We start from the raw sequence: 25595 nt of genomic DNA, 5'->3' as shown, positions 1-25595 counted from the left end.
GGCGCCGTTAGGCCTGAAAGTAGTGCTTGCGACTCCATCCCGCCGGGGCTAGACTCCGCTGGCTCGTAGCTTGAAAGTTCTTACTTATAGGGATTGCACGATGAAACTCAGCGTCAAACTACCACTGGCGTTCGCAGGTGCGCTCTTGTTTTTGTTTCTGAGTGGCATGTTTGGCATGTCTAGGTTGTCAGCAGCCTTGGACGTGTACGGCACTGAGGTGGCCAACGCGTCAGAGGCACATAAGTACGTGAATGATGCAGACCACAATTTTTTGGTGGGCATTCAAGAGTGGAAGAACACTCTGTTGCGGGGCAAGAAACCTGAAGATCTCGATAAGTATTGGGCCGCCCACCAAAAAGAAATGGGACAAATGGAGGCTAGTCTCAAGCAGCTGGAGCCCAAGCTCAGCAGCGAGGCCAGCAAGGCCTTGTTCCAAAAAATATTGCCTCAGATTTCCAGTGCCCGTGAGGGCTACAACAAAGCGTTTGAGGAATTAAAGTCGTCTGGTTTTGATTCTGCGGTCGGTGACAGCGCGGCGCGCGGCAAAGACCGTGACGCTATCGCCACTTTGAATGAACTCAAGAAGCAACTTTCCATGGAAGAAGCAGACGCTGAAGCGCACGCCTTGGCTATTGCAAAAAACAGCCGTGTGTTGGCGTACAGCTTGATGGTACTGGTCACTGCCCTTGGCATTGCGGCTAGCGTCTGGTTGAGTCGTGGCATTGTGCGGCCTCTTGAGGAGGCGGTTACGGTCGCGGAAGTGGTGGCTGGCGGGGACTTGAGCAATACCATCCAAGTGCGTGGCACGGATGAGGTCGCCATGCTCATGGGGGCCATGCAGCGCATGCAATCTAGTCTGTCGAGCTTGGTGGCGGGCGTGCGCCAAGGGGCAGAGAGCGTGGCGTCTTCCAGTGGAGAGATCGAGTCTGGCAACCACGATTTGTCGGCCCGTACCGAACAGCAGGCCAGTGTTTTGGAAGAAACTGCTGCCACCATGGAGGAGCTGAGTGCCACAGTAAAGCAAAACGCCGACAACGCACGCCAAGCCAATCAACTCGCCATGAATGCCAGTACCGTAGCCGTCAAAGGTGGCGATGTGGTGGAGCAAGTGGTTGCCACCATGAAGGGCATCAACGAGTCCTCACGCAAGATTGCTGACATCATTAGTGTGATTGACGGCATCGCGTTCCAGACCAATATCTTGGCCCTGAACGCGGCGGTGGAAGCTGCACGGGCCGGCGAGCAAGGGCGTGGGTTTGCGGTAGTGGCCAGCGAGGTGCGCTCCTTGGCGGGGCGGTCGGCCGAAGCTGCCAAAGAAATCAAGTCCTTGATTAGTGCCAGTGTGGAACGGGTGGAGCAAGGCTCTACCTTGGTAGACCAAGCGGGCGTGACGATGACCGAGGTGGTGAGCTCCATCAAACGGGTCAATGACATCATGGGCGAAATCAGCGCTGCTAGCAGCGAGCAAGCTACAGCGGTTTCGCAAGTGGGCGAGGCAGTCACCGCGATTGATCAGACGACACAACAAAACGCAGCTTTGGTAGAAGAAATGGCGGCGGCGGCCAGCGGCTTGAAAGGACAGGCCCATGATTTGGTCGATTCTGTCGCTGCGTTCAAACTACCCGCAGGGCAAGGCGCTTACGGAGCACGGTCTGCCAGCGCGCATAGATCGCCACCAAGCACTCCCCAACGGGCGGCGATGCCGAGCACCAAAGCCCCTCAGTTGGTAGCTAAAGCCGCCGCACCAAGACCTGTTGCCCCCAAGCTGGGCCCCAGCACCCCTGCCAAGGCTACGCCGCAGGGCGGCGATGATGACTGGGAAACGTTCTAAGGCCTAAGTCAAAGTGAGTGCACGTGGGCTACGTGCGCTCAAAAGGCCAGCTGCTACGCTGGCCTTTTGTTTTTGGGCCATGATCCGATGAATTTACGAAGCTGAGAGGAACACTTGTATGTCCATGCATCCATCCCGCGCCATTCACATCGAACAGTTTGGTGGACCCGAGCAACTAAAGCTGGTCCACGTTCAGGTAGGTGAGCCCGGACCTGCCGAGGTGCGGATCCGCCACCATGCGGTGGGCCTGAACTTTATTGATGTGTACCAACGCACGGGCTTGTATCCCAACCCGCTGCCACTGCAATTGGGCATGGAAGGGGCGGGCATTGTGGAAGCGGTGGGGGCTGAGGTGCAGCACCTGCAGGCCGGGGACCGTGTGGCCTATGCCAGCAACCCGCCCGGGAGTTACTGCGATCTGCGTGTGTTGCCGGCTAAGTGCGTGTGCCGCCTTCCCGATGCCATTACTTTTGAGACAGGCGCCGCCATGATGTTGAAGGGCTTGACCGCCCAGTACCTACTCAAGCGCACCCTGCCTCAGGGCGGCTTAAATCCGGGTGATTTCGTGTTGTTTCATGCGGCTGCGGGGGGCGTGGGCCTCATCGCTTGCCAATGGGCCAAGGCCCTAGGCTTGCGTTTGATTGGTACGGCAGGCTCAGACGCCAAGTGCGAACTCGCTTTGGCGCATGGGGCTGAGCACGCCATTAACTATGCCAAAGATGACTTTCTGGCACGCGTAAAGGAAATCACGGCCGGTAAAGGTGTCAAAGTGGTCTACGACTCCGTCGGTAAAGACACGTGGGACAAGTCCTTGGATTGTTTGGCGCCCTTTGGCCTCATGGCAAGCTTCGGCAATGCGTCGGGCCCTGTCGCTCCCTTTGCACCTGGCATTTTGGGGCCCAAGGGCTCGGTGTACGTCACCCGTCAGACTTTGTTTACCCACATCGCCACGCGTGAGAGCACCCAATCCATGGCCGATGATTTGTTCTCGGTGGTCATGAGTGGCCAAGTGCAAATCCGCATTGACCAACGTTACCCTTTGGAGCGAGTGCAACAGGCGCACCAAGCCTTGGAGGCGCGGCAAACGACTGGCTGCACGGTATTGACTTTGTAATGCCTGGGCTGCGCTAGACAGCGCAGCCGCCATTAGAACAAGAAGCCTGCGGAGAGCACTTGTTCAGACATCCAGATTTTCTGGTCCGCAACACCTTGGTACACCGGAACGTTTTTCAGAACGCCGTAAGCCAGTTTGCCGGTTAGCTCTATGAACATGGACTTGTAAACGCGGTAACGCACCCCGACTTCTACGCCGGTGGTCCAACCGTTGATTTGCCACCAGTCTTTGCTGGAGAAACAGCAGACATTTTCGTTCTTGGGCCCTACCTCGTTTTGTTTGCCCAAGATGGTGTTGTCTGCATGGGGAATCAATACCCCCGCGCCTAAACGGCTGATGAGTTGTAAGTCACCGGCTGCATTTTCAGGGCCGTGCAAGTGCTTTAACCACACAGCGTTGACCATGACGTGGTTCAAACCGTTGTGCAGGGCGTAGTTGAAGTTTTGCGCGTCTACCACCATGTTGGGGTTGGCCGGCGCTCCGTTGATGGTTCCACTCACACCGACGGTTTGCCCTAGGTCCACGTTGTACTTGCTATGGTCTAGCGAGAACTCAATGGCAAATGTTTTCTCGGGGTTCATGAACTTGCCAATGCGCAAGTTTTCCTGCGGGTTGGTTAAGTCCAAATTGATGAGAGAGCTGAGTGTGTCTTGAACGCTGGACGGAAAGTCGCTCGCTCTAGCCTGATGCACTGTGAAGTCGTTGCCCAAGCCGGGTTGGGACACGTGAATGTCGCTGGGCGCATACTGTTGGCGGCTATAGCCCCAAGAAAAATACCAGTTGCCTTCGGGGTTCAAGGCCTTGTCAAAGCTAGCACTTACGTTTGGAGCGGCGGCTGCGGGTGCTGGCGCTTCGCTGGTAGGCGACTTGTCCTGGGCGTAGGCTGCTACGGGTAGCGTGAGCAGCAAGCTGATCAGCACGCTGTATGCTGGTGCGGTTTTGTACATAAGTGCATGCCCTAGGGGCTGTTGGTGTAGTGGATCGGCGGGCTACTTGTGCTGTGGGACTTTAGCTTTTGCGAACCCGCAGCAACTCGTCCAATATCAAGGCAATCGCCCCCACCGTAATGGCGCTGTCTGCCACGTTAAAGGCGGGGAAATGCATGCCACTCCAGTGAAAGTCCAAGAAGTCGACCACGTAGCCATGCATCAATCGGTCCACCACGTTGCCGATAGCGCCGCCCAAAATGCAGGCCATGGCAAACGAAAACAAGCGTTGACCGGGGTGCGATTTGAGCATCCACACGATGACGCCGGCCGCCACAAGTCCCAAGATGGTGAAAAACCAACGCTGCCAGCCCCCAGCACCCGCCAAGAACGAGAATGCGGCACCGTAGTTGTGTACACGCACCACGTTAAAGAAGCTGGTGACGTAGGTGCTGTCGCCCAGATGGTAGTAACCAAGGATCAGCACCTTGGTGAACTGGTCTGCAATGAGCAGCATCACTGCCAGTGCCAACCAGGGCACCATGCCGGCGCTAGCGCTGCGTGCGCCGAACTTGCCGCCGCGTGCCATTAAGCAAAACTCCGTGCTTCGCCTGGGCCGTCCAGGTTGCTGGCGCAGCGCCCGCACAGGGTCGGATGGGCGGCCACGCTGCCAATGTCATCGCAGTAGTGCCAGCAACGCTCGCATTTGGTGCCACTTGAGGGGTTTACGCTTATGGATAAGGCGTCACCAGCTACCAATTTGATAGCGGATGTGATGAAGGCGAACTTCAAGTCGGCCCCCAGTGTGTGTAGCAGCGCGTAGTCTGGTGCGCCTAGGGTCAGCGTGACCTCGGCTTGCAAAGATGCGCCCACTTGGCCTGCTGCGCGCAGCACTTCAATTTCCTTGTTGACCGCTTCACGGATTTCACGGATACGGCTCCACTTCGCTAGCAACTCACCGTTAGGTGCCGCCAAGTCGAGATAGGTTGCCGTGAAGATGGAGGCTTTGTGGGCTTCGTCCACGCGCCCTGCAGCACTCAGGACCGCCCATGCTTCTTCCGCCGTAAAGCTCAAGAAAGGCGCCATCCAGCGCAGCATGGCCTGGGTGATCTGCCACAGTGCAGTTTGCGCAGAGCGCCGGGCCAAGGAGTTGGGGCCGGTGGTGTACAGGCGATCTTTCAAGATGTCGAGGTAGAACGCGCCCAAGTCTTCGCTGCAGTAAATCTGCAGCTTGGAGACCACCGGGTGAAATTCATACACCTCGTAATGGGCCAAGATGTCTGCTTGCAACTGCGCAGCGCGGCTCAGGGCATAGCGGTCAATCTCCAGCATCTGCTCCGGTGCGACCGAGTCCACCGCAGGGTCAAAGTCACTCACATTGGCGAGCAAAAACTTCAAGGTGTTGCGCACGCGACGGTAGGTGTCCACCACCCGGGCCAAGATCTTCTCGTCAATGCCCAAGTCTCCGGAGTAGTCGGTAGACGCGCACCACAGACGCAGGATCTCTGCGCCCATTTTGTCGCTGATTTCTTGCGGGGCCACCACGTTGCCCATGCTCTTACTCATCTTTCGGCCTTGGCCGTCTACGGTAAAGCCGTGGGTTAGCAGGCTGCGGTAGGGCGCGCGGTCGTACATGGCACAGGCCGTCAGCAGAGAGCTGTGGAACCATCCGCGATGTTGGTCATGGCCTTCCAGGTACAGGTCTGCCTCCGGGCCATTGGTGTGTGCTGACCCGGCGTGCGAGGTCTTGAGCACCGTCGTGTGCGTGGTGCCTGAGTCAAACCACACTTCCAAGATATCGGTGCTCTTGGTGTAATGCACTGCATCTTCTGCGCCCAAGATCGATTCGGCGCTCGCTTTGCTCCACGCTTCGATGCCACCTTGCTCCACCATGTGGGCCGCGATGTCCATGATTTCTAGCGTGCGTGGGTGCAACTCTCCACTGTCTTTGTGCAAGAAGAACGGCACGGGCACACCCCAGCTACGTTGCCTGGAGATGCACCAGTCGGGCCGGTTGGCGATCATGTCCCGCAGACGGGTGCGTCCGTTTTCAGGGTAAAAATTGGTTTGCTCAATAGCATCGAGCGCTAGCTGACGCAAAGTTTTGGGGGCTTTGTCGGTGGTGAACACGCCCACGCCTTCGTCCATGCGCACAAACCACTGGGCTGCCGCGCGGTAGATCACGGGAGTCTTGTGGCGCCAGCAATGGGGGTAGCTGTGGGTAATGTCATGGCTGGTCATCAAACGGCCTGCGTTGCGCAGGGCTTCAATCACCACGGGCACCGCCTTCCAGATGTGCATGCCACCAAACAGAGGGAAGTCGGCGGCATACGTGCCATTGCCTTGCACGGGGTTCAAGATGTCGTCGTACTTCATGCCGTGGGCAATGCAGCTGTTGAAGTCGTCTACGCCATACGCGGGCGAAGAGTGGACCAAGCCGGTTCCGTCGTCCGCAGTGGCGTAGTCGGCCAAGTAAATCGGCGCAAAGCGCTGGTAGCCAGGGTCTACATCGTACAAAGGGTGCTTGAAGTTGATCAAACCCAGGTTCTTGCCAAGGGTTGTGGCCAAAACTTGGCCCGTCAACTGGTAGCGCTCCATGCACTTCTCGACCAAGGAGTGCGCCAAGACCAATAGGCCGCGCTCGGTCTTAACCAAGGCGTATTCCAGCTCGGGGTTCAGGTTCAGCGCCATGTTGGCGGGAATCGTCCACGCGGTGGTGGTCCAAATCACTGCAAATGCGGCTTGGTCCAGCGATTCCAGGCCAAAGGCTGCGGCCAGTTTGGCGGGCTCTGCACACTCAAAAGCGACATCCAAGGTGGTACTTTTCTTGTCGGCGTACTCGATCTCAAATTCGGCCAAACTGGAGCCGCAATCAAAACACCAGTACACGGGCTTTAAGCCACGGTACACAAAACCGCGCTCCACGACACGTTTGAAGGCGCGAATCTCAGCGGCTTCGTTCACAAAATCCATGGTGCGGTAGGGCGTGTCCCAAGCGCCCAGAACGCCCAAACGTTTGAAGTCGGCACGTTGCTGGTCTATTTGCTCGGTGGCAAACGCGCGGCTCTTGGCTTGCATGTCGTCGCGTTGCAGGTTCCGGCCGTGGAGTTTTTCGATGGCGTTTTCGATGGGCAGGCCGTGGCAGTCCCAGCCAGGAATGTAGGCGGCGTCCATGCCTTTGAGCTGGCGCGTCTTGACGATCATGTCCTTGAGGATTTTGTTCGCTGCATGGCCAATGTGGATCTTGCCGTTGGCGTAGGGCGGGCCATCGTGCAGCACAAATTTAGGGGCGTTGACCCGGGCGTCACGCAGTTTTTTGTAGACGCCTTGTTCTTCCCATGCTTTGACCCAGCCTGGCTCGCGCTTGGGCAAGTCGCCGCGCATGGGGAAAGGGGTGTCAGGAAGGTTCAGGGTGCTGCGGTAGTCAACTTTGTCGGTCATGGCGAACTCTGTTAGGAATGTGGGGGGGGCGGCGCAGCGAAGGGCCGCGCGCGGGTGGCATGGACAAGACGCGGGGCTAAGTGCGTCGCCAAGGCCCTGTCAAATTCGGGCTGCGAACCAAGCGCGCGCGTCATCGCAGTCTTGGTGAATGCCACGCGTTAAGGCATCCAGACCGTCGTATTTCAGCTCGTCGTGCAGTTTGTGCAGTATTTCCACGCGGATGATTTTACCGTAGGCCCCTTCTGGGCCCAGGTTGGCGGGCCAATCCAAGCAATGGGTTTCCAACAACACCCGCCCGCCGTTCACGTCGTTGGGGTCCAAAGACGGGCGTACGCCCAAGTTGGCAACCCCTTTGAGAGGCGTTGTATGTAGGCCATGAACCAACACGACAAAAATTCCGCTAGCGGCAGGTTTCCAGTGGGCAAATCGCAAATTCAGGGTTTTGAACCCCAGGGTGCGGCCCAACTTGCGGCCATGCACCACGTGGCCAGAAATCCGATACGGGCGGCCCAGTAGCCGCGCAGCGTCTGTCAAGCTACCTTCTTGCAACGCGTCGCGTACTGCCGAGCTAGACACGCGCAAACCATGCACTTCATAGCTGTTCATGCGCGCTACGTCAAAGCCGTGCTGCATGCCAGAGGCGTCGAGCATGGCGTAGTCTCCCGCACGCTGTGCGCCAAAGCGGAAGTCATCTCCCACCAGCACGTAACGGGCACCTAGGCCAGCCACTAGCACTTCTTGTACAAAAGCCTGTGGCGTTTGTTGGGCGAGTCGGGCATCAAAGGGCAGCACAACGGTTTGGTCCACACCACAATTTGCCAAGTCTTCGAGTTTGTCCCGCAGCGTTCCGATACGCGCGGGCGCAAGGTCGGGTTTTTTGTAGAGCTGGGCGAAGTAATCGCGCGGGTGTGGCTCAAAAGTCAGCACACAGCTGGGCACGCCGCGTTGCTGCGCTTCACTGCGCAAAAGCGCCAACATCGCTTGGTGGCCCCGGTGCACACCGTCAAAGTTGCCGATGGTTAAAGCGCACGCAGGTGCGACACCAGGATGTTTGAAACCGCGAAAGACCTTCATGGGTTTGTTATCTTTTTGATAGCAGCTTGCGCGCATCCGTTATGCGCTTGAAGCCAATTTGTCACAGAAACAGGGTATATTGTGACGTAGCAATGCGCCAGATTGGATTTGGCGTGCAATGGCAGACATTGGCGTTCCGAGTAGGTGGTGGTTTTTACCGTTGCAGGAGGCGTGTTTTGAAAGTCTTGAAGCTATCAGCCCAAGGGCTCCCCCAGTCATGGATTACGCTGGAACAAGCCGTGGTGCACTACGCAACAGGCGAGGTGCGCTGGGAGTCTGGCGCTGAGGTGGCAGTCTTTCGTGGTGGGCATAACGCGGTCACTGGCGAACAGTCCATTATTCGCGTCAATAGCATCATCGGTACACGCGGCGTTCCCAACATCAACCCTTTTGACCTGCGCCCAGGGCTCACGAACAGCAAGCTGTTTATTCGCGACCGCAATGTGTGCGCCTACTGCGGTGGGCATTTCCATGAGTCTGATCTCACGCGCGAACACATCATTCCATTTGCCCAGCAGGGCATTGATACGTGGATGAACGTGGTGACCGCGTGCCGCCCCTGCAACCACCGCAAAAGCCACCGGACCCCTGAGCAGGCGAACATGCCTTTGCTGTATACGCCTTACATTCCCAGTTTGTGGGAAGATTTCATCCTTCGCAACCGGCGCATATTGGCAGACCAGATGGAGTTTCTGATGGCCCATGTGCCCCGGTCCTCCCGACTTTTGATCTAGCCTTTATCCATGTCTATTGCCAAGCGCCCCCGCATTGCCCTGATTGCCCATGACCACAAAAAAGACACCATGGTGCGTTTGGCCAAAGAATATGTGGAGTTGCTGCGCCAATGCACCCTAAGTGCCACTGGTACTACGGGCGGTCGATTGGTGGATGAAGTGGGGCTGGATGTAGAGTGCATGCTCAGCGGCCCGTGGGGTGGCGACCTGCAAATTGGCGCCCGCTTGGCACAAGGCGAGGTAGACGCAGTTATCTTTCTGCGTGACCCGATGACGCCGCAGCCCCATGAGCCTGATATCAATGCCTTGGTGCGTGCCTGCGATGTGCACGATGTACCTTGCGCCACCAATTTGTCGACGGCCCGCTTGGTCTTGGCGCAAATGGCGCGCGTGGCTGACCTAGACGCAGCCTGATCGTTCGGCTTGTGTGTGGCTCAGGGCGCCAGTTGGAATGGCGTCAACATCGTTACTTGCATGCTTTGGATACGGGCAAAGCGCTCATCCATGTTATTGATGAGCAGCCATTCGTGGTGGGTAGCGCCCACCATCTGTTGGCCCACGAGGTTAATGCCTCTCCAATCAAAGTCCACGCTAACGCGGATCGTGCCGTCCGATAGCGCTGTCACCTGCAAGTTCTTGTAGGCGTGCGTGCTACTTTGGATGCGACTGGGAATGCTGGCTAGCCATTGGGTAAGCTGGGCCAGGGTGCTGATGCGGGTTTGGTCGCTGAGTTGCAACGCAAAATTGGGAGCCAATATTTCTAGGAACTTGCCGCTGTCTTGGTGGGAGGTTTCTACCAAGTACAGCCAGTAGTGCATCAGCGACCTGGCACGGTTCTGCGCATAAGCGGGCTCAAATTTGAATTCCTTGACTTCACCTGTGGGCGTGAGCTCTAGACGTTCAAACACGGGCAGGTCCTGTGCGCGTGGGGAGAGTAGGGTGCTGTAGTGCAGGGTGTAGCTGAACTTGCTGTCGTCTGGGCGAATGTTCTGGTAGACGATGTCGGCCTCAAGTTGCAACTGCCCTTGGGCGGTACGCCTGACTTGGGTGTTCTGCACATGGTGGGCATTTTTCCAACCCGCGAAGACTTTCAGACGGTCTTCCAGACCAGCCTTGCCTTTGCTGGTGCCCATTTGCGAGATGATTTCTATATCGTCAGACAAGATGTCTTTTTGGTTGGCAATGCGTGCTGGCGTGAAGGGCACTTCGTACACCTGGTACCAGCGGTAGTACTGCGCCAGCGCGGCATGGGTTTGTTGTTCCAGTTCAAAGTGATGGGTCATAGTGCTTGAGGTTTGAGCGAAGCCAGTGGACGTAGCTGACCGTAAACAACCGATCAGTACCGCGCGGTAGATGTGCGCTTTGCAGCACGAAATAGTTTAATTGAATTAAATGACCAATTAAGTCAATTTGGTCATTTTGGATATTGCAGAGATATAAGTCAAGCGCGTCAAACTGCAACCATAGTTTTGCGTGCGTTTTGCACGGCGCAAACCCGTCTATAGAATGGCTCATGGCCACAGACACCCCAACCGACCCCAATCCGAAACCCCAGGCCATTCTTGATGCCGCAGAGCGCCTGTTTGTGCGCTACGGCTATCGCAAGTCTTCCATGGACGATGTTGCCCGCGAAGCGGGCATTGCCAAAGGTACGGTGTACCTCTACTACGCGGGCAAAGAAGCGCTGTTTCGCGCTTTGCTAGAGCGCATTGGCGAGGCAGTGATATCCGCCTCGCACGCGGCAGCGCAGGCAGAACAACCATTTTCCGAGCGTTTGTTTGGTGTGTTGGATGCCATGTATGGCTACTTCCATGAGCGCTTTAGCGACTCGGGGCATTTGCAAGAGTTGGGCGAAATACGTGGCAGCTTGGGGCAAGACCTGAGCGAACAACTGCGGCAACGGCATTTGCAAATTTTGTTGGAGCTGATAGAGCGGGCCGAGGCGCAGGGCGATGTGGCACTGGCCGCGCGCGGCTTGTTGCCTGGTGACATCGCCACACTGTTGATCGCAGCCTCCTTGGGGGCCAAAACCATGGTGCCTGCCAACGCGGGCACCAACGCGTACACCGAAAGCTTGCGCAACTGCACACGCGTCATGTGTGCGGCGGTGGCGCCAGTGGGTCCTGCTTGAGCGCTAAAGCGCTTCCCAAACACACGGCTTCAACCCCTACTTCTTAGGCTATGAAACCCAAGGCACCGAACTTCAAACAACCCGCTCTGCCCATGCTCTTGATCGCCGTGGGTGCGGCTTTAGGCGTGCCGTACCACGCTTTCGCGGCCAGTGCGCCCCCGAGTGATTCCACGGCGACAGCAGACACTGGTCCTGTGCAGGCCTCAGCCCTGATGTTGGCGACCCACTGGTCGCACACCTTAGACCCCAGCTTGTACCTAGTGAGTGAAAAGCTCGATGGCGTGCGTGCCTACTGGGACGGCCGCCAGTTGCGCTTTAAAAGTGGACGCCCGCTAGCCGCGCCTTCATGGTTTACAGCCGCTTTGCCAGCCCAAGCTTTGGATGGGGAGTTGTGGATGGGGCGGCGCAGCTTTGAGCGCCTGTCTGGTACGGTGCGGCGGGCCGAGCCGCAAGACGCAGCGTGGCGGGAGGTGCGCTACATGGTGTTTGATCTGCCAGGCAGTGTGGCTACTTTCACAGAGCGCGCGGCTGAGCTAAAGGCCGTGGTGACCTCGGCGGGTGTGCCGTGGTTGGCAGTTGTGGACCAACAGCGAGGCAGCGATCTCGCAACTCTGCAATTGCAATTGACGCAAACCGTGCAAGCCGGTGGCGAAGGCTTGGTGCTGCACCGTGCGGACGCACGCTGGCAAAGCGGCCGCAGTGAGGCCGTGCGCAAGCTCAAGGCAGTACAGGATGACGAAGCCCGCGTGGTGGCGCATGTGTCGGGCAAAGGCAAATACCAAGGCAAGATGGGCGGGCTCTTGTTGGAAACGGCCGCAGGTCAACGATTTGTATTGGGCACCGGGTTTAGTGATGCCCAGCGCAGCAGTCCGCCTGCCGTAGGCGCTTGGGTAAGCTACCAATACAGAGACCTCACCTCCAAGGGCTTGCCGCGTTTTGCCAGTTACTTGCGGATACGTGAGGCTGAGTAAGCTATCCACGCATGTAGACAGAGCCAAAGTGCTTTGAACCTGTGTTTCTTCAACTTCAAAGGGATGTGTATGCGTCTACCGGCCACATGGATTCTTGTCGCAACCTTATGGGGTTTATTTGCGCCCGTTGCAAGTGCCGACGAGCTAAGCGCTGAAAAGCGCACCGATATCGAGCAGTTGTTGGTATTGACCGGGGCCTTAACCTTGGGCCAGCAAATGGCACACAGCATGACAGAGCAAATGAGCCAAGCCATCAAGGCCGCCCGGCCAGACATCCCGCAAAGCTTGATCGATGCACTTCCCCATGAAATTGACGCTGTGATAGCTGCCAACCTCGACAGCTTCAAAGATGCCACGATTCCCCTGTACCACCGTTATTACAGTGGGCCAGAAATCAAAGAGCTGCTACGTTTCTACGCGAGCGACTTGGGCAAGAAAACGATTGCGGTTATGCCACAGATGATGCAAGAAAGCCTGGCGGTGGGGCGCGCGTGGGGCGAGTCTCTGGCGCCACAAATACAAGCCCGCTTGCGGGCTCGGTTTCAAAAGGCGGGTGTCAGCATTTGAGACGGAGTTGACCCCCGCTGGGCCTAGCCCTGCCTGCGCGCAGGCTTTTGCACATGCAAGAATTTGGTGAGCAATTCCCTTGGGGGGCACCAGGGTTTCGCCCCAGTACGCTTCGCTAGACGCTGTCTTTAAGCAAAGACCCCGGCCGTTTCCTGCATGCGGGCGGACACTTCACCCAAGTGGTGCAAGCTGTCGCCAAAGGTCATTTCGAGTTGGGTGAGCTTTTTGAAGTAATGGCTCACGATGTACTCCTCGGTCACGCCAATGCCGCCGTGCAGCTGCACCGCTTGCTGGCCCACAAAGCGCATGCTATTGCCCAGTTGGTACTTGGCCCGCGCCAAGGCTGCGCGCCGCTCAGCGGCGGGCGCATTGAGCTTGAGGCTGGCGTAGTAGCTCATAGAGCGGGCGAGTTCCAGTTGCATCTTCATATCCGCTGCGCGGTGGCGCAGTGCCTGAAAGCTGCTGATGGCCACGCCAAACTGCTTGCGTGTGTTCATGTACTCCGCCGTGATGGCCATGGTTTTATCCATGACACCTACGGCTTCGGCGCAAGTTGCGGCGATACCGATGTCCACCGCATGCTCCAGTGCCAGCTGCCCTTGGGTGGTGATCAAGGTAGCGGGTGCATTTTTGAACACGACTTCCGCCGCACGGCCCCCGTCTTGGGTGCCGTAGCCACGGGTGCTCACACCGCTGGACAAGCGCTCCACCAAGAACAAGCCCAGCACGCTGTTGACCTTGGCGGTCACCAAGAATGCATCGGCATGGTCCCCCACGGTCACTATGCTTTTTGTAGCGTTCAGCACATATCCACCGGGCGCTTGGTGGGCTTTTGCCTCGCAAGCGTCTAGCTGGTAGCGCGCTGCGCGCTCTTGGTGCGCGAGCACCACAAGTGCTTCACCACTGCTAATCTGGGGGAGCCAAGCGGCTTTGGTGCCTGCGTCTGCGTAGCCAGCGATCACCGCACCTGCGATGAGGGACTGCACCAAGGGCTCCAGCACAATGCCGCGCCCCAGCTCTTCCATCACCACCATCCCTTCTACGGGGCCCATGCCTAGGCCACCATCGGCCTCAGGCACATACAGGCCGCACAGGCCTAACTCGGCAAGCTCGGTAAAGGCCTCGCGTGAGAAGCCACCCGCGCGCTCAATGCTGCGGCGGCGATCAAAGGTGTAGCCTTTGTCCACCCACTTGCGCACGGCGTCGCGTAGTTGCTCTTGGTCGTCGGAAAAATCGAAATCCATGGTGTTTTCCTTTGTGTGCGTTAGCCCAGAACGACCTGGGAGACGATGTTGCGCTGCACCTCGTTGGAGCCGCCGTAGATCGTGGTTTTGCGCATATTGAAATAGGTAGACGCCAAAGGCGCACAGTGCACGCCACCGCCGGGAAAGCCTTGCAGCCCCGCACCTGCCGCTTGGTCGCCTTGCCAGCCAGCGTCCATCGCCTCATGGATCAAGGGCAGGGCAAACGGGCCTGCGGCCAGCATCATGAGCTCGCTGTAGCGCTGCTGAATCTCGCTACCGCGGATTTTCAAAAGACCTGCAATGTCCAGCGGGTTTTTGCCCGACTTTTCGGCTGCTAGCACCCGCAGCACCAACATCTCTAGTGCGATGACATCCACTTCAAGCTTGGCGATTTCGTCTCTGAAACGCAAGGCCGTAGCGCCGCCGGTGGCGGGGTCCCACACGCCTTCTTGCTTGGCAATGCGTTTGAGACGCTCTAGCTCGCGCTTGGCACGGTTCACGTCGGCAATGTTGGTGCGCTCATGGGCCAAGAGGTGCTTGGCGTAGTTCCAGCCCTTGTTTTCTTCACCAATCAGGTTTTCTACCGGCACTTCGACATTGTCAAAAAATACCTCGTTGACCTCGGCTTCACCGTCGAGCAAGACGATGGGGCGCACGCTCACCCCGGGGGACTTCATGTCGATCAACAAAAAGCTGATGCCGGTTTGTGGCTTGCCTTCAGTGCTGGTGCGCACCAGGCAAAAAATCCACTCGCCGTACTGGCCCAAGGTGGTCCAGGTTTTTTGGCCGTTGACAATGTATGTGTTGCCTTGGCGCTCAGCCCGCGTTTTGACCGACGCGAGGTCGGAGCCAGAGCCCGGCTCGCTATAGCCTTGGCTCCACCACACTTCACCACTGGCAATGCCGGGCAAAAAGCGCTGCTGTTGCTCCGCATTGCCAAACGCCATGATGACTGGTGCCACCATCACCGGGCCAAAGGGCACGACGCGTGGGGCGCCGGCCAAGGCGCACTCTTCTTCAAATAGATGTTTTTGCACGGCGTTCCAGCCCGGGCCGCCAAACTCTTTGGGCCAAGCGTGGCCTAGCCAGCCTTTTTTACCCAATATCTTGGCCCAGCCTTGCAAGTCGTCGCGGCTCAGGCGCAGCGCGTGGTGCACTTTGTGCGCAATGTCGGCGGGCAAGTTGGCACGCACCCACGTGCGTATCTCTTCGCGAAAACTCTGCTCTTCTGGCGTGAATGCCAAATCCATGTCTACGTCTCCTTAGTGGCAATTGCCGTGTTTTAGCACGGTCGTTCTTTTATTCCTGTCCGGGGGGCGACATACCCAACTCAGCACACAGCTTGGCCACGGTTTCCTGCAGCTTGGCGACCTGTGCTTCCAACGCTTCGATGCGTTCCACGGCGTTGCCGCCCAAGCCACTGCTGCGACTGACGGCGCCGCTAGCCAGTTGGGCTGCATCTACAGGGCCACACAGCAGGTGCGCCCACCGTTGCTCGCGTGCGCCAGGTGCACGGTCCAGCTTGATGACCAAGGGGCCGCCTTTCTCCGCAGAGCGCTCTTGCAGTTCATCTAAGAAGCCTTCTACCGAGGACACGTCGGCAAATTTGTACCAACGCTCGGCGTTCAAACGCAGTTCTGCGCTGGTCTGTGGGCCGCGCAGCATGAGCAGGCCCAGGAGCACGGCCGCTTGCTCAAACACCCCGACTCCACGTTGAAAGTTGTGTTCAAACTTGGCAGTGCGCCCGCCGCTGGTCTCGCGCACCAGATTGCGCTCTTTGAGCGTGGCAATGGCGCTGGCGATTTGGGCCTCGTCCAGTTCCATGTAGGGATCGCGGCTGCTTTTTTGGTTGCAACCCAACATCAGGGAGTTGAGCGAGAGCGGGTAGCTGTCAGGCACCGTGCGGGCTTTTTCCATGAGTGTGGCGATGACGCGGGCCTCAATGGGGGTGAGCACAAGGGGGGCGGGCGTGGGGCTGGAGGTGGTCAAGGTCATAATTCGCTCAGGTATGAAAAACATCGTTATTTTGATCTCAGGCGGCGGCTCCAATATGGCAGCCATGGTGAAAACTTCCGAGCGTGAGCGCTGGCAGAGCCGCTTTGGCGCGCGCATTGCCGCCGTGGTCAGCAATAAGGCCGATGCCAAAGGCCTGGTGTTTGCAAAAGAGCGGGGCATTGCCACCCATGTGTTGGACCACAAAGCCTTTCCCACCCGGGAGGCGTTTGACGATGCCTTGGCCGCACTGATTGACCCGTACAACACACCCTCACACCCGGTGCTGGTGGTGTTGGCGGGCTTTATGCGCATACTGACACCGGGCTTTGTGGAGCGCTATGCCGGGCGCTTGACCAATATTCACCCCTCACTCCTGCCTGCGTTTACCGGTTTGCATACCCACCAGCGCGCCATTGATGCGGGCTGCAAATACGCAGGCTGCACCGTGCACTTGGTGACTGGGGAGCTAGACCACGGCCCCATCTTGGAACAAGCGGTGGTGCCGGTGCTGCCAAACGATACGGCCGATACCTTGGCCGCACGCGTGCTCACCCAAGAGCATGTGATTTACCCACGCGCGATTGCGTCGTTGCTATCTAAATAGTAGCTGCTTGCGCTTATTGAATGAGCGCTAGTGGCATATTTGCCTCATTTTTTTGTGAGAGCGTACGCCACGCCCCCTACAGACTTGGCTGCAAGGGGGCCAATTGCAGCGGACCTGCAGCTTAGGCTCTGGCGTTCAAGAGGCTACTGCTAGTCGACGAGATACCTGCTGCAATTTGCTGGTAAATCTGTTGGGCGAGTTTCGCTACGTCCACGTAGTTGTCTGACTTTGCGGCGGTTTTGCTGGTCGTTGCGCCGTGGGTTGCGCTGCTATCTGAGTCGCTGTCCGTCTGCGCGCTGTTGGATGCACTGCTAGCTGCGCTAGATCCAGTCGCTGCCGATGCAGCAGCGTCTTTGATGGCACCGACCAGTCGCTCCAGTTCAGACACCGTGCCGTCTTGGTTGGTGTCCAGCTTGTCGTAGGTTTTGCTGGCGGAGTCTGATTTGGCGGCACCACCGGGGCCGCCCGGCCCACCGCCAGGTGGCGGGCCATCTGGGTGGTCGGCCTTGCCTGCACCGTGGGGCGCGTGTTGGGGCTTGCCCGCCTCAAATTCGCTTTGGCTGATCTTGCTGTCGCCGTCGGTATCCAGCTTGGCAAACATATCGTCGGCACTGGGGCCGCCGTCCTTGCCGCCGTTTGGTTTGACCTTGTCGCCAAAGGCGCTGAGTTCTGTCTTGTCGATGGAGCCATCGCCATTGGTGTCTATCTTGGCAAACAAGTCATCCTGCTTGCCGTCACTGCCACCAGTGGTTTGGCGGCTTTGGGCAAAGTCCACCGTGCTGGGGGGCGGCATCAGCGCTTGCATGCCTTGGCCCAGCTCGTCGCCGCTCAAGCTGCCGTCGCCATTGCTGTCCATTTTTGTAAAGGTCTGGGCGGTGTCTCCAGACAAGTTCATGCCTGTCTTTTGGCTGACCTCACTCAGCAGGGTTTGCAGCTCTGCTGGCTCAACACCGCCGCTGCCGTCGGTATCTACTTTGGCAAACATTTTGGTTTGCATCTGGCTGCGTTGGGCCTTTATGGCGGCCCATGGATCGTTGGCACTGTTGCCGCTGACCCCATTGATGGTGCTCATGCTCGTTTCCTTTCAAGGTGGGTGATGAATGTCACCCTTGGCCCATGCGGCATAAGGCGACGTGTCCATTCTTGAAGGGCAACGTAACGCTGGTTTGTCTGCTTTGTACCAAGCCCGATACAAAGCCCGAACTAAAGCGCAATAAAAGGGGGAAAAGCAGCCGTATTTCCAAGCGAGGGCACGGTGCGGGCAACCCTAGACTCAGTTCCATGCCAAAGCCTTGCCATGACGCCACCCACCCACATCCTCATTGTTGACGACGACGCAGACATCACGTCGCTGCTGAGCGACTACTTGGCGCGCTTTAACTTCGTTACCCACACTGCGCACGACAGCCATGCCATGTGGGAGCAACTGGCCTTGCACAACATGGATTTGGTGGTGCTGGACGTGATGCTCCCAGGGGTGGACGGCTTGGAGCTATCGCGCCAAATTCGCCAGCGCTCCGCTCTGCCAGTCATCATGCTCACTGCACGCTCCAGCACGTATGACCGCATCATGGGCTTGGAAAATGGTGCCGACGACTATGTGAGCAAACCCTTTGAGCCACGCGAGCTGGTCGCGCGCATTCACACCGTGCTGCGCCGGGCGTCAGGCGCGCAAGACGGCACCAGTGCGACCAACCCCGCACGCAGCGATGTGGTGTGTTTTGATGGATGGGAGCTGCACCGGGATGACAGGTGTTTGCGCTCCCCCACGGGGCTGGTGGTGGCGCTGTCCAATGCGGAGTTCCGCTTGCTGAACACGTTTTTGCAAACGCCACGGCGCTTGTTCAGCCGTGACCAACTCATGGAGCAAGCCCGGGGCCGCGCCATGGATGCGTTTGAGCGCAGCATCGACTTGCTGGTCTCTCGCTTGCGCCAAAAACTGGCCGATGGTCCTGAGGAGTCCCACATGATCAAAACCGTGCGTGGCGCGGGCTATATGTTCAACGTGCAGTCGGTGCAAGGGCGTTCGCTATGGCGCACATGAGCACACCGGTGTGGCACGCCCCAGACCGCGCGGCGCCGCGCAGTCGCACCGCCGTCAGTGCACTGTGGCGGCGTTGCCTGGGTGTGTTGGTGCCGCAAAGCCTGTTTGGCCGCCTGGCCCTTTTACTCATGGTGGCGGTGATCAGCAGCCATGTGCTGGCGCTGACACTGGTGTTTGAGCTGATGCCTAGGCCCTTGGGTCCGCCGCCCGTGATGTTGCCTGTTCCTGTGGCGGGAGTGGCGGATATGGCGATGCCTCCATCGCCAAACGGGTCACCTCCGTGGGCTCAAGCAGGGCACCCACCGCCACCGCCAGGTTTGCAGATGGGTTTGCTGCTAGACATTGGCATACGCCTAGGCGCTTTGATGTTGGCCGCCTGGGTGGGGGCACGTTGGCTATCGCAGCCTATACGCAGCTTGGCGGGTGCTGCGCAGGAGTTGGGGCACAACATTTACCGAGCGCCCTTGCCCGAACAAGGCCCCAAAGAGTGCGTGGAAGCCACGCGCGTGTTCAACCACATGCAGCTGCGCATTTGTGAGCAACTAGCGCAGCGCGACCAGTTTGTGGCGGCGGTGTCGCATGACCTGCGCACTCCGCTCACACGGCTGGCCCTGCGCGCACAGGGCTTGCGCAGCAGCCAAGAGCGCGAGCGCTTTGGCCAAGACATTGCCGAGATGGATGACATGATCCGCACCACGCTCGACTATTTGCGCGGTGCAGCCGACGCCGAAGCCCGCGTGCTGCTTGACATGGACTCCTTGGTCCGCAGCATTGCGCACGATTGCCAAGACTGCGGGCAAGACGTGCAGCTGCTGCCCAGCGTATCGGTCACGCCCATGCGGGTCCAGCCCTCTGCCATGCGCCGCTGCATCAGCAATGTGGTGGAAAACGCGGTGCGTTACGGCCAGCGTGCCCGCATCGGCATGGAGGAGCAGAGCGGCGTGTTGCGCATCACCGTGCGCGATGACGGCCCCGGCATCCCAGAAACAGAGCAGGAGCGCGTGCTGGCGCCGTTTTATCGGCTAGAGGGTTCACGCAACCGCAACAGCGGCGGCGTGGGGCTTGGGCTTGCCACCACCCATGATGTGGCGCGCAGGCATGGAGGCACCATCGTGCTGCGCAATCACCCGGATGGGGGCTTGGCTGCATGTATCACCCTGCCTTATACGGCTGCGCCTTGATGGTGCTGGGTGGTAATGTTGCTATTGTTTAAATAGCTGCTTGCGCAATGTCTATGAGCGCTAGTGGCCAAATTACTCAGTAACTTTTGTGAAGCGCGGTTGCACTACCCCGTCAATGTTGACCATTTCTTCAAACATGGCCGCCGGGCGCACCCACAGGCCATGGTCGCCATACAGGGCACGGTACAAGGTCATGGGCTCCAGCGTTTCGCTGTGGCGCACAGTGTCTATCACTTCGTAACGCATGCCTTTGTAATGGCGGTACAAGCCGGGCGGTGTGCGGATTAGCGTTGGGAGAATTTCGTCACTCATGGGACAATCCTAGCTTATGCATCCAAAAGCCCTGTTAGAAGCCTGTTCCGAGTTGGTCAGGCTGACTTTAAAATTCGACCACCCCGCCGACGCCATTGTGTCGCGCTTTTTCCGTGACCACCGAGGCCTTGGGCCGCGCGAACGTGCCACCATGGCCGAAACGGTGTACACCGTTTTGCGCAAAAAGCAGCTGTTCGACCACTTGGCGCCCTCGGGCAGCGGACCCAAAGAACGTCGAATGGCCATTCTGGGCTTTTACGGCCCTGATGACTTTTTGCGCAGCGCCCTGACCGACCAAGAGAAAAACTGGCTGGACGCCTGCCAAAAGGTAGACCCTAAAGACCTGATGGAGCGCCATCGCCACAACTTGCCAGAGTGGTTGGTGCAGCCGTTGAAAGACCAGCTAGGTGCCGAATTTTGGCCCTTGGTCGAGAGCTTTAACCAAGGCGCTGGACTGGATTTGCGCGTGAACGACTTCAAAGCCAAGCGCGCGGATGTTCAAAAAAGTTTGGCAGCCCTCGGTATCAAGGCGGTGCCCACGCCGTATTCCCCTTGGGGCTTGCGCATTGCAGGCAAGCCCGCTCTGAACAAAACCGAAGCCTTTATGCGCGGCGAGTTTGAAGTGCAAGACGAAGGCTCCCAGCTTTTGGCGATGCTGTTGGACGCCAAGCGCAGTGAGATGGTCGTGGACTTTTGCGCTGGCGCGGGCGGTAAAACGCTGGCGATTGGTGCCGCGATGCGCAGCACTGGGCGCTTGTACGCGTTTGATACGTCTGCCGGCCGTCTGGATTCGTTCAAGCCCCGCCAAGCGCGCAGCGGCTTGTCCAATGTGCACCCTGCGGCCATCGCCCACGAGCGTGATGACCGTGTGAAACGCCTCTCCGGAAAAATTGACCGCGTGTTGGTGGACGCACCCTGCACCGGCATGGGCACCTTGCGCCGCAACCCTGATCTCAAGTGGCGTCAAAGCTTGGAAGGTGTTGCGGAAATGGCTGCGAAGCAAACTGCCATTTTGCAAAGCGCTTCCAAAATGCTCAAATCCGGTGGGCGCTTGGTCTACGCCACCTGCAGTGTCTTGCCGCAAGAAAACGAAGACATTGCCAAAGCGTTTTCTGAAGCCAACCCGGACTTTGTGGCACTGCCGGTGGGGCAAGTTTTGACTGAGCTGAAAGTCGAAAACGCAGCCACCTTGTGTGCGGGGGGCGAAGACGGCCAAGCCTATTTGCGCTTGTGGCCGCACCGCCATGCCACCGACGGCTTTTTCGCAGCGGTGTGGCAAAAGAAGTAAACCCTAAAATCGTGGGCTAAGCACCAAGCGGCTAGGCAGCCATTGGGATGACAACACAACTAAATCTCGTTGAGAGTGTGAGCAGACTATGCAGATGACGGACTGGGCAATTGTGAATGCAGCCATTGAATGGTTTGCACATGGTATGTGGGACTTGGCGTGGTGGCAAATCATTGCCTTTACCTTGGTACTCACCCACATCACCATGATCAGCGTGACCGTGTTTTTACACCGTCACCAAGCGCACCGATCTTTGGATTTACATCCCATTGCTTCTCACTTTTTCCGATTTTGGTTGTGGTTGACGACAGGCCAAGTCACCAAAGAATGGGCTGCGATCCACCGCAAGCACCACGCCAAGTGTGAGCAAGCCGAAGACCCACATAGCCCGCATGTGCACGGCATCAAAAAGGTATTGCTGCAAGGAGCGGAGCTGTACCGCACGGAGTCTAAGAACCAAGATACCTTGGCGCGTTTTGGCCATGGCACGCCCAACGACTGGATCGAAAAAAACCTGTACACCCGCTTTTCTTGGCAAGGCGTGGGGCTCATGCTCATCATTGACCTGACATTGTTTGGCGCTGCAGGTTTAAGCGTGTGGGCGGTACAAATGGCGTGGACGCCCATCATGGCGGCAGGCATCATCAATGGTGCGGCGCACTATTGGGGCTACCGCAACTTTGAAGCGCCTGACGCCAGCACCAATATCTCGCCCTGGGGCATTTTGATTGCCGGTGAAGAGTTGCACAACAACCACCACACTTACCCCACATCTGCCAAGCTATCGGTCAAGCCGTATGAGTTTGACATTGGCTGGATGTACATCAGTCTTATGCAAATGGTCGGCCTTGCCACCGTCAAAAAGACGCCGCCCAAAGCCGCGTTTGGAAGTATTCGCCGCGTAGCCGACGAAAAGACCCTAGAAGCCTTGATTGCCAACCGCTACGAAATCATGGCAACCTATGCCAAGGGCGTGCGTGAGGCGGCGCATACCGAGTTTGAAGCCATGAAGCTACGCAGTGCCGACGCTGCTGTGATCAAGGCAGCCAAGCGTTGGATGCACCGCGACACTGAAAAGGTACCGGCAACGGTTGTCGCGTATTTGGCTAAGGCCAGGGCGGCTTCCCCGGTGTTGGACAAAATGGTGACCATGCGCGAAGAATTGCGCCAAATGTGGCTCAACACCAGCGTTTCCCGCGAACAACTCGCCCATGAGCTTCAAGCCTGGTGCCACCGCGCGGAAGAAAGTGGCATCTCAGCGTTGCGCGACTTTTCCTTGCGTTTGCGGGCGGCACGGGTTTAAGTGCAGTTTTGGCGTACTTGTAAAACCCGCCTTGTGCGGGTTTTTTTATTGCCGCGATTTCCGTCGACACAAAGGGGTTTCCCTTTTGTTGCACGGTGGCTTGGGCGCTTTGCCCCGTACGTGTCCCCCGGCCCTGCGGGCCTCCTCCTTTACCTTCCGGTGCAAAACACCCAAGCCACCTGGAGAGCGCTAGGGTGAGCGCAGTGTCTTAGACACGTGTTGGGCGCGGTTAGGTCCGGCGGAGGGGCGGGAATGTGCGTTGTGCGGAGGTAAAGGAGGAGGGCGAAGCCCGGGGGACACGAAGCACAATGTGCGTTCCCGTCCATCCGCCCGCGCAAAGAGCCATCTCCAAGAACATGTAGGCAATAAAAAACCCGCACTAGGCGGGTTTTTTAAAGTCGTGAGGCTTGAATTACTTCAGCTTCATTTCTTTGTATTCCACATGCTTGCGAGCCACTGGATCAAATTTCTTGATCAGCATTTTCTCGGGCATGGTTTTCTTGTTCTTGTCAGTCGTGTAGAAGTGACCGGTGCCAGCAGTAGATGCCAGCTTGATTTTTTCGCGTCCGCCTTTGGTTGCCATGGTGCTACTCCTTAAGCTTGGCCACGTGCACGCAGGTCTGCGAGCACAGAATCAATACCGTTCTTGTCGATCAGACGCAAGCCGGCGTTAGAAATACGCAGGCGAACCCAGCGGTTTTCAGACTCGACCCAGAAACGGCGGTATTGCAGGTTCGGCAGGAACCGGCGCTTGGTTTTGTTGTTGGCGTGGGAAACATTGTTTCCGACCATGGGGCCTTTGCCCGTGACTTCACATACGCGTGCCATGAGGACACTCCGATACATTATTAACGGCCCTTGCACTTTGCCGCACAGCGCTTGATGCCAAGCTGCGCAGCCTTCGCTCAGGCCTCACCTCGCCATTAGAAAAGGGTGGCGGTAACCCCATGCTGCGCCTAAAACCGAGATGGCCTAGTTCAGCAAAGCCTGCGATTATAACTAATTTGTAGCAAATCCCAGCCCTTTAGGCTTCTTGATCCAAAAAGCGTTGCGCATCCAATGCAGCCATGCAACCCGTGCCTGCGCTGGTGATGGCTTGGCGGTACACATGGTCTTGCACGTCACCGGCCGCAAAAACGCCAGGCACCGAGGTTTGTGTCGCAAAACCCTTGTTGCCGCCTTGGGTCACGATGTAGCCCCCCGCCATTTCCAGTTGCCCTTGGAACAACTCTGTATTGGGCGCATGGCCAATGGCGATAAAGCAGCCTTGCAGGGCAATATCTTCGGTGGTGTTGTCGTGCACGCTTTTGACACGAATGCCAGTGACGCCAGACGCGTCACCCAGTACTTCATCCAAGGTGCGGAAGGTTTTGAGCTCAATCTTGCCTGCGGCGACCTTCTCCATCAGCTTGTCAATCAAGATGGGTTCTGCCTTGAACTTGTCGCGGCGGTGCACCAAAATGACCTTGCTGGCGATGTTGGACAGGTACAGCGCTTCTTCTACCGCTGTATTGCCGCCGCCCACCACGCAGCACACTTGGTCGCGGTAGAAAAAGCCGTCACAGGTCGCACAGCCCGACACGCCGCGCCCCATAAATGCGGTCTCGGAAGGCAAGCCCAGGTATTTGGCAGATGCTCCGGTAGCCACGATCAGCGCGTCACAGGTGTAGCTGTCGGTGTCACCCTTGAGGGTAAAGGGCCGCTTGCTGAGGTCTACGGCGTTGATATGGTCAAACAGCACCTTGGTGTTGAAACGCTCTGCATGCTCCAAAAAACGCTGCATCAACTCAGGGCCTTGCACCCCATGGACATCTGCAGGCCAGTTGTCGACTTCCGTGGTGGTCATCAATTGCCCGCCCTGGGCCATGCCGGTCACCAGCACGGGGTTCAAGTTGGCGCGTGCTGCGTAGACCGCGGCGGTGTAGCCTGCAGGGCCAGAGCCCAAAATCAGGACCTTGGCGTGTTTGGATTCAGACATGGAGCAAGCCTTTGTAAACGAACGAACAATTCAAGAAATAAAAACGGACACAATGCAGCTTGAGCCAGCGGGGGCGATTTCAAGTCCAAGGGCTTGGCTTGTCGGTAAACTGCGCTGCGCACGAACCCGTTTATTGTAAGAAAACCTCCCTGACTCATCTCTGGGGCCAACGAATGTCAATGCTGAGTAACCTGGATTTAATCCGCCGTGTCCCCTTGTTCGCTACGCTGACGACCGAGCAAGCCGGGTTTTTGGCTGGTGCGGTGGTCAAGCGCCGGTACAAGCGAGGCGAGAACGTGGTGGAGCAGGGCAAGGTGAGCGATTCGCTGTACATACTGCTAGCAGGCCGGGCCCGGGTGGTCATGGCCGACAACCAAGGCAAAGAAGTGATCTTGGCCACCCTGCGTGTGGGTGACTGCATTGGCGAGATGAGTCTGATTGATGACGAACCGCACAGCGCCAGCGTGGTCGCCGAGTTGCAAAGTGATGTTTTGATTCTCGCGCGTGACGCGTTCTCCCGCTGTTTGGCGGCCAACTTCGCCATCAATGACGCCATCATGCGCAGCCTGGTGCAGCGCTTGCGAAGCGCCGGGCAAAAAATTGCCTCCTTAGCTCTGCTCGATGTCCATGCGCGGGTGGCCAATTTGCTGCTGGACGCAGCTGTAGTGACTGACGCCAGTGGGGCGCGTCTCACGCCTGACAAAATTACCCGCCAAGATATCGCCAAGTCGGTAGGCGCATCGCGAGAAATGGTCAGCCGCGTCATGAAGTCGTTTGAAGAACAAGGCTTCATTCACACGCTTGACACCGGGGCCCTGCGGGTGGTGGAGCGTCGCTCCAGGCCCCGATAAAGCGAC

26 protein-coding genes are annotated in these 25595 nt (G+C 57.9%); 13 read left to right on the top strand and 13 right to left on the bottom strand.

All coding sequences use genetic code 11. The features are described 5' to 3' along the window. Positions 1-100 precede the first annotated feature (100 nt). Both EXZ61_RS16090 and EXZ61_RS16085 read left to right on the top strand, forming a co-directional pair. Positions 101-1831, top strand: coding sequence for a methyl-accepting chemotaxis protein (locus tag EXZ61_RS16090; protein ID WP_168224796.1), 1731 nt, complete (start codon positions 101-103; stop codon positions 1829-1831). 118 nt (positions 1832-1949) lie between these two features. After that, positions 1950-2945: a quinone oxidoreductase family protein gene (locus EXZ61_RS16085; protein ID WP_142812730.1), complete on the top strand. Its 996-nt coding sequence runs from the start codon at positions 1950-1952 to the stop codon at positions 2943-2945. 32 nt (positions 2946-2977) lie between these two features. On the opposite strand, the gene EXZ61_RS16080 is transcribed toward EXZ61_RS16085, so the two are convergent. From EXZ61_RS16080 to EXZ61_RS16065, 4 genes are all read right to left on the bottom strand, one after another. Beyond that, a complete protein-coding gene (locus EXZ61_RS16080) occupies positions 2978-3892 on the bottom strand; it encodes a hypothetical protein (RefSeq protein WP_142812729.1) in 915 nt (304 codons plus the stop codon). Positions 3893-3953: 61 nt separating this feature from the next. Then, on the bottom strand, positions 3954-4460 hold the full coding sequence (gene lspA, locus EXZ61_RS16075) for a signal peptidase II (RefSeq protein WP_142812728.1): 507 nt from the start codon (positions 4458-4460) through the stop codon (positions 3954-3956). Then, positions 4460-7312, bottom strand: coding sequence for an isoleucine--tRNA ligase (gene ileS / locus EXZ61_RS16070; protein ID WP_142812727.1), 2853 nt, complete (start codon positions 7310-7312; stop codon positions 4460-4462). Before ileS ends, lspA begins: the two co-directional genes overlap by 1 nt. 99 nt (positions 7313-7411) lie before the next feature. Further along, entirely contained in the window at positions 7412-8386 is a 975-nt protein-coding gene (locus EXZ61_RS16065) for a bifunctional riboflavin kinase/FAD synthetase (RefSeq protein WP_142812726.1), read from the bottom strand. Between the two features lie 176 nt (positions 8387-8562). On the opposite strand from EXZ61_RS16065, the gene EXZ61_RS16060 reads away from it, so the two are divergent. Together EXZ61_RS16060 and EXZ61_RS16055 are read left to right on the top strand one after the other, a co-directional pair. Further along, positions 8563-9120 carry an HNH endonuclease gene (locus tag EXZ61_RS16060; RefSeq protein ID WP_142812725.1) on the top strand — a complete coding sequence of 186 codons (558 nt, stop codon included), beginning with the start codon at positions 8563-8565 and terminating at the stop codon, positions 9118-9120. 9 nt (positions 9121-9129) lie between these two features. Then, the gene (locus EXZ61_RS16055; RefSeq protein WP_142812724.1) at positions 9130-9534 is read left to right on the top strand and encodes a methylglyoxal synthase; all 405 of its coding nucleotides are present in this window, start codon (positions 9130-9132) and stop codon (positions 9532-9534) included. A 20-nt stretch (positions 9535-9554) separates the two neighbouring features. On the opposite strand, the gene EXZ61_RS16050 is transcribed toward EXZ61_RS16055, so the two are convergent. Further along, a complete protein-coding gene (locus EXZ61_RS16050) occupies positions 9555-10403 on the bottom strand; it encodes a hypothetical protein (protein ID WP_142812723.1) in 849 nt (282 codons plus the stop codon). A gap of 230 nt (positions 10404-10633) precedes the next feature. Here EXZ61_RS16050 and EXZ61_RS16045 point away from each other — a divergent pair, with 230 nt between their 5' ends. The 3 genes from EXZ61_RS16045 to EXZ61_RS16035 all read left to right on the top strand — a co-directional run bounded on the left by EXZ61_RS16045 (position 10634) and on the right by EXZ61_RS16035 (position 12789). Then, entirely contained in the window at positions 10634-11251 is a 618-nt protein-coding gene (locus EXZ61_RS16045; protein ID WP_142812722.1) for a TetR/AcrR family transcriptional regulator, read from the top strand. 50 nt (positions 11252-11301) lie between these two features. Continuing rightward, positions 11302-12222 (top strand): DNA ligase, encoded by a 921-nt coding sequence (locus EXZ61_RS16040; RefSeq protein ID WP_237218981.1) that lies wholly within the window; start codon positions 11302-11304, stop codon positions 12220-12222. A 69-nt stretch (positions 12223-12291) separates the two neighbouring features. Further along, positions 12292-12789, top strand: a complete 498-nt coding sequence (locus EXZ61_RS16035; protein WP_168224795.1) for a DUF2059 domain-containing protein — start codon at positions 12292-12294, stop codon at positions 12787-12789. 128 nt (positions 12790-12917) lie between these two features. Here the strand turns inward: EXZ61_RS16035 and EXZ61_RS16030 are convergent, their stop codons facing one another. From EXZ61_RS16030 to EXZ61_RS16020, 3 genes are read right to left on the bottom strand one after another with little or no spacing between them, the layout of a single operon-like run. Further along, positions 12918-14033 (bottom strand): acyl-CoA dehydrogenase family protein, encoded by a 1116-nt coding sequence (locus EXZ61_RS16030; RefSeq protein WP_142812720.1) that lies wholly within the window; start codon positions 14031-14033, stop codon positions 12918-12920. Positions 14034-14053: 20 nt separating this feature from the next. After that, positions 14054-15283: an acyl-CoA dehydrogenase family protein gene (locus tag EXZ61_RS16025; RefSeq protein ID WP_142812719.1), complete on the bottom strand. Its 1230-nt coding sequence runs from the start codon at positions 15281-15283 to the stop codon at positions 14054-14056. Positions 15284-15332: 49 nt separating this feature from the next. Then, positions 15333-16028, bottom strand: coding sequence for a YceH family protein (locus EXZ61_RS16020; RefSeq protein WP_142812718.1), 696 nt, complete (start codon positions 16026-16028; stop codon positions 15333-15335). A gap of 13 nt (positions 16029-16041) precedes the next feature. Here EXZ61_RS16020 and purN point away from each other — a divergent pair, with 13 nt between their 5' ends. Next, the gene (purN, locus tag EXZ61_RS16015; RefSeq protein WP_142812717.1) at positions 16042-16632 is read left to right on the top strand and encodes a phosphoribosylglycinamide formyltransferase; all 591 of its coding nucleotides are present in this window, start codon (positions 16042-16044) and stop codon (positions 16630-16632) included. Positions 16633-16753: 121 nt separating this feature from the next. Here the strand turns inward: purN and xopAW are convergent, their stop codons facing one another. Next, positions 16754-17704 carry a XopAW family type III secretion system calcium-binding effector gene (xopAW, locus tag EXZ61_RS16010; RefSeq protein ID WP_142812716.1) on the bottom strand — a complete coding sequence of 317 codons (951 nt, stop codon included), beginning with the start codon at positions 17702-17704 and terminating at the stop codon, positions 16754-16756. 225 nt (positions 17705-17929) lie between these two features. On the opposite strand from xopAW, the gene EXZ61_RS16005 reads away from it, so the two are divergent. Further along, positions 17930-18676 carry a response regulator gene (locus EXZ61_RS16005; protein WP_142812715.1) on the top strand — a complete coding sequence of 249 codons (747 nt, stop codon included), beginning with the start codon at positions 17930-17932 and terminating at the stop codon, positions 18674-18676. Continuing rightward, positions 18664-19857: an ATP-binding protein gene (locus tag EXZ61_RS16000; RefSeq protein WP_237218980.1), complete on the top strand. Its 1194-nt coding sequence runs from the start codon at positions 18664-18666 to the stop codon at positions 19855-19857. The genes EXZ61_RS16005 and EXZ61_RS16000 overlap by 13 nt, the downstream gene beginning before the upstream one ends. A 72-nt stretch (positions 19858-19929) precedes the next feature. Here EXZ61_RS16000 and EXZ61_RS15995 read toward each other — a convergent pair whose 3' ends face one another. After that, positions 19930-20169: a DUF1653 domain-containing protein gene (locus EXZ61_RS15995; protein WP_142812714.1), complete on the bottom strand. Its 240-nt coding sequence runs from the start codon at positions 20167-20169 to the stop codon at positions 19930-19932. Between the two features lie 16 nt (positions 20170-20185). Here EXZ61_RS15995 and EXZ61_RS15990 point away from each other — a divergent pair, with 16 nt between their 5' ends. After that, on the top strand, positions 20186-21457 hold the full coding sequence (locus EXZ61_RS15990) for an RsmB/NOP family class I SAM-dependent RNA methyltransferase (RefSeq protein WP_142812713.1): 1272 nt from the start codon (positions 20186-20188) through the stop codon (positions 21455-21457). An 88-nt stretch (positions 21458-21545) separates the two neighbouring features. Further along, the gene (locus EXZ61_RS15985) at positions 21546-22760 is read left to right on the top strand and encodes a DesA family fatty acid desaturase (protein ID WP_142812712.1); all 1215 of its coding nucleotides are present in this window, start codon (positions 21546-21548) and stop codon (positions 22758-22760) included. A gap of 412 nt (positions 22761-23172) precedes the next feature. Here the strand turns inward: EXZ61_RS15985 and rpmG are convergent, their stop codons facing one another. From rpmG to trxB, 3 genes are all read right to left on the bottom strand, one after another. Further along, entirely contained in the window at positions 23173-23343 is a 171-nt protein-coding gene (rpmG, locus tag EXZ61_RS15980; protein WP_142812711.1) for a 50S ribosomal protein L33, read from the bottom strand. A gap of 11 nt (positions 23344-23354) precedes the next feature. Then, positions 23355-23588: a 50S ribosomal protein L28 gene (rpmB, locus tag EXZ61_RS15975; protein ID WP_087496789.1), complete on the bottom strand. Its 234-nt coding sequence runs from the start codon at positions 23586-23588 to the stop codon at positions 23355-23357. 196 nt (positions 23589-23784) lie between these two features. After that, on the bottom strand, positions 23785-24738 hold the full coding sequence (trxB, locus tag EXZ61_RS15970; protein WP_142812710.1) for a thioredoxin-disulfide reductase: 954 nt from the start codon (positions 24736-24738) through the stop codon (positions 23785-23787). A 173-nt stretch (positions 24739-24911) separates the two neighbouring features. Between trxB and EXZ61_RS15965 the strand changes: the two genes are divergently transcribed. Continuing rightward, on the top strand, positions 24912-25589 hold the full coding sequence (locus EXZ61_RS15965; RefSeq protein WP_142812709.1) for a Crp/Fnr family transcriptional regulator: 678 nt from the start codon (positions 24912-24914) through the stop codon (positions 25587-25589). Positions 25590-25595: the final 6 nt, after the last annotated feature.

This window comes from Rhodoferax aquaticus, from assembly GCF_006974105.1.
Taxonomy (GTDB): domain Bacteria; phylum Pseudomonadota; class Gammaproteobacteria; order Burkholderiales; family Burkholderiaceae_C; genus Allorhodoferax; species Allorhodoferax aquaticus_A.
This window is presented reverse-complemented; position numbering and strand designations above follow the sequence as displayed.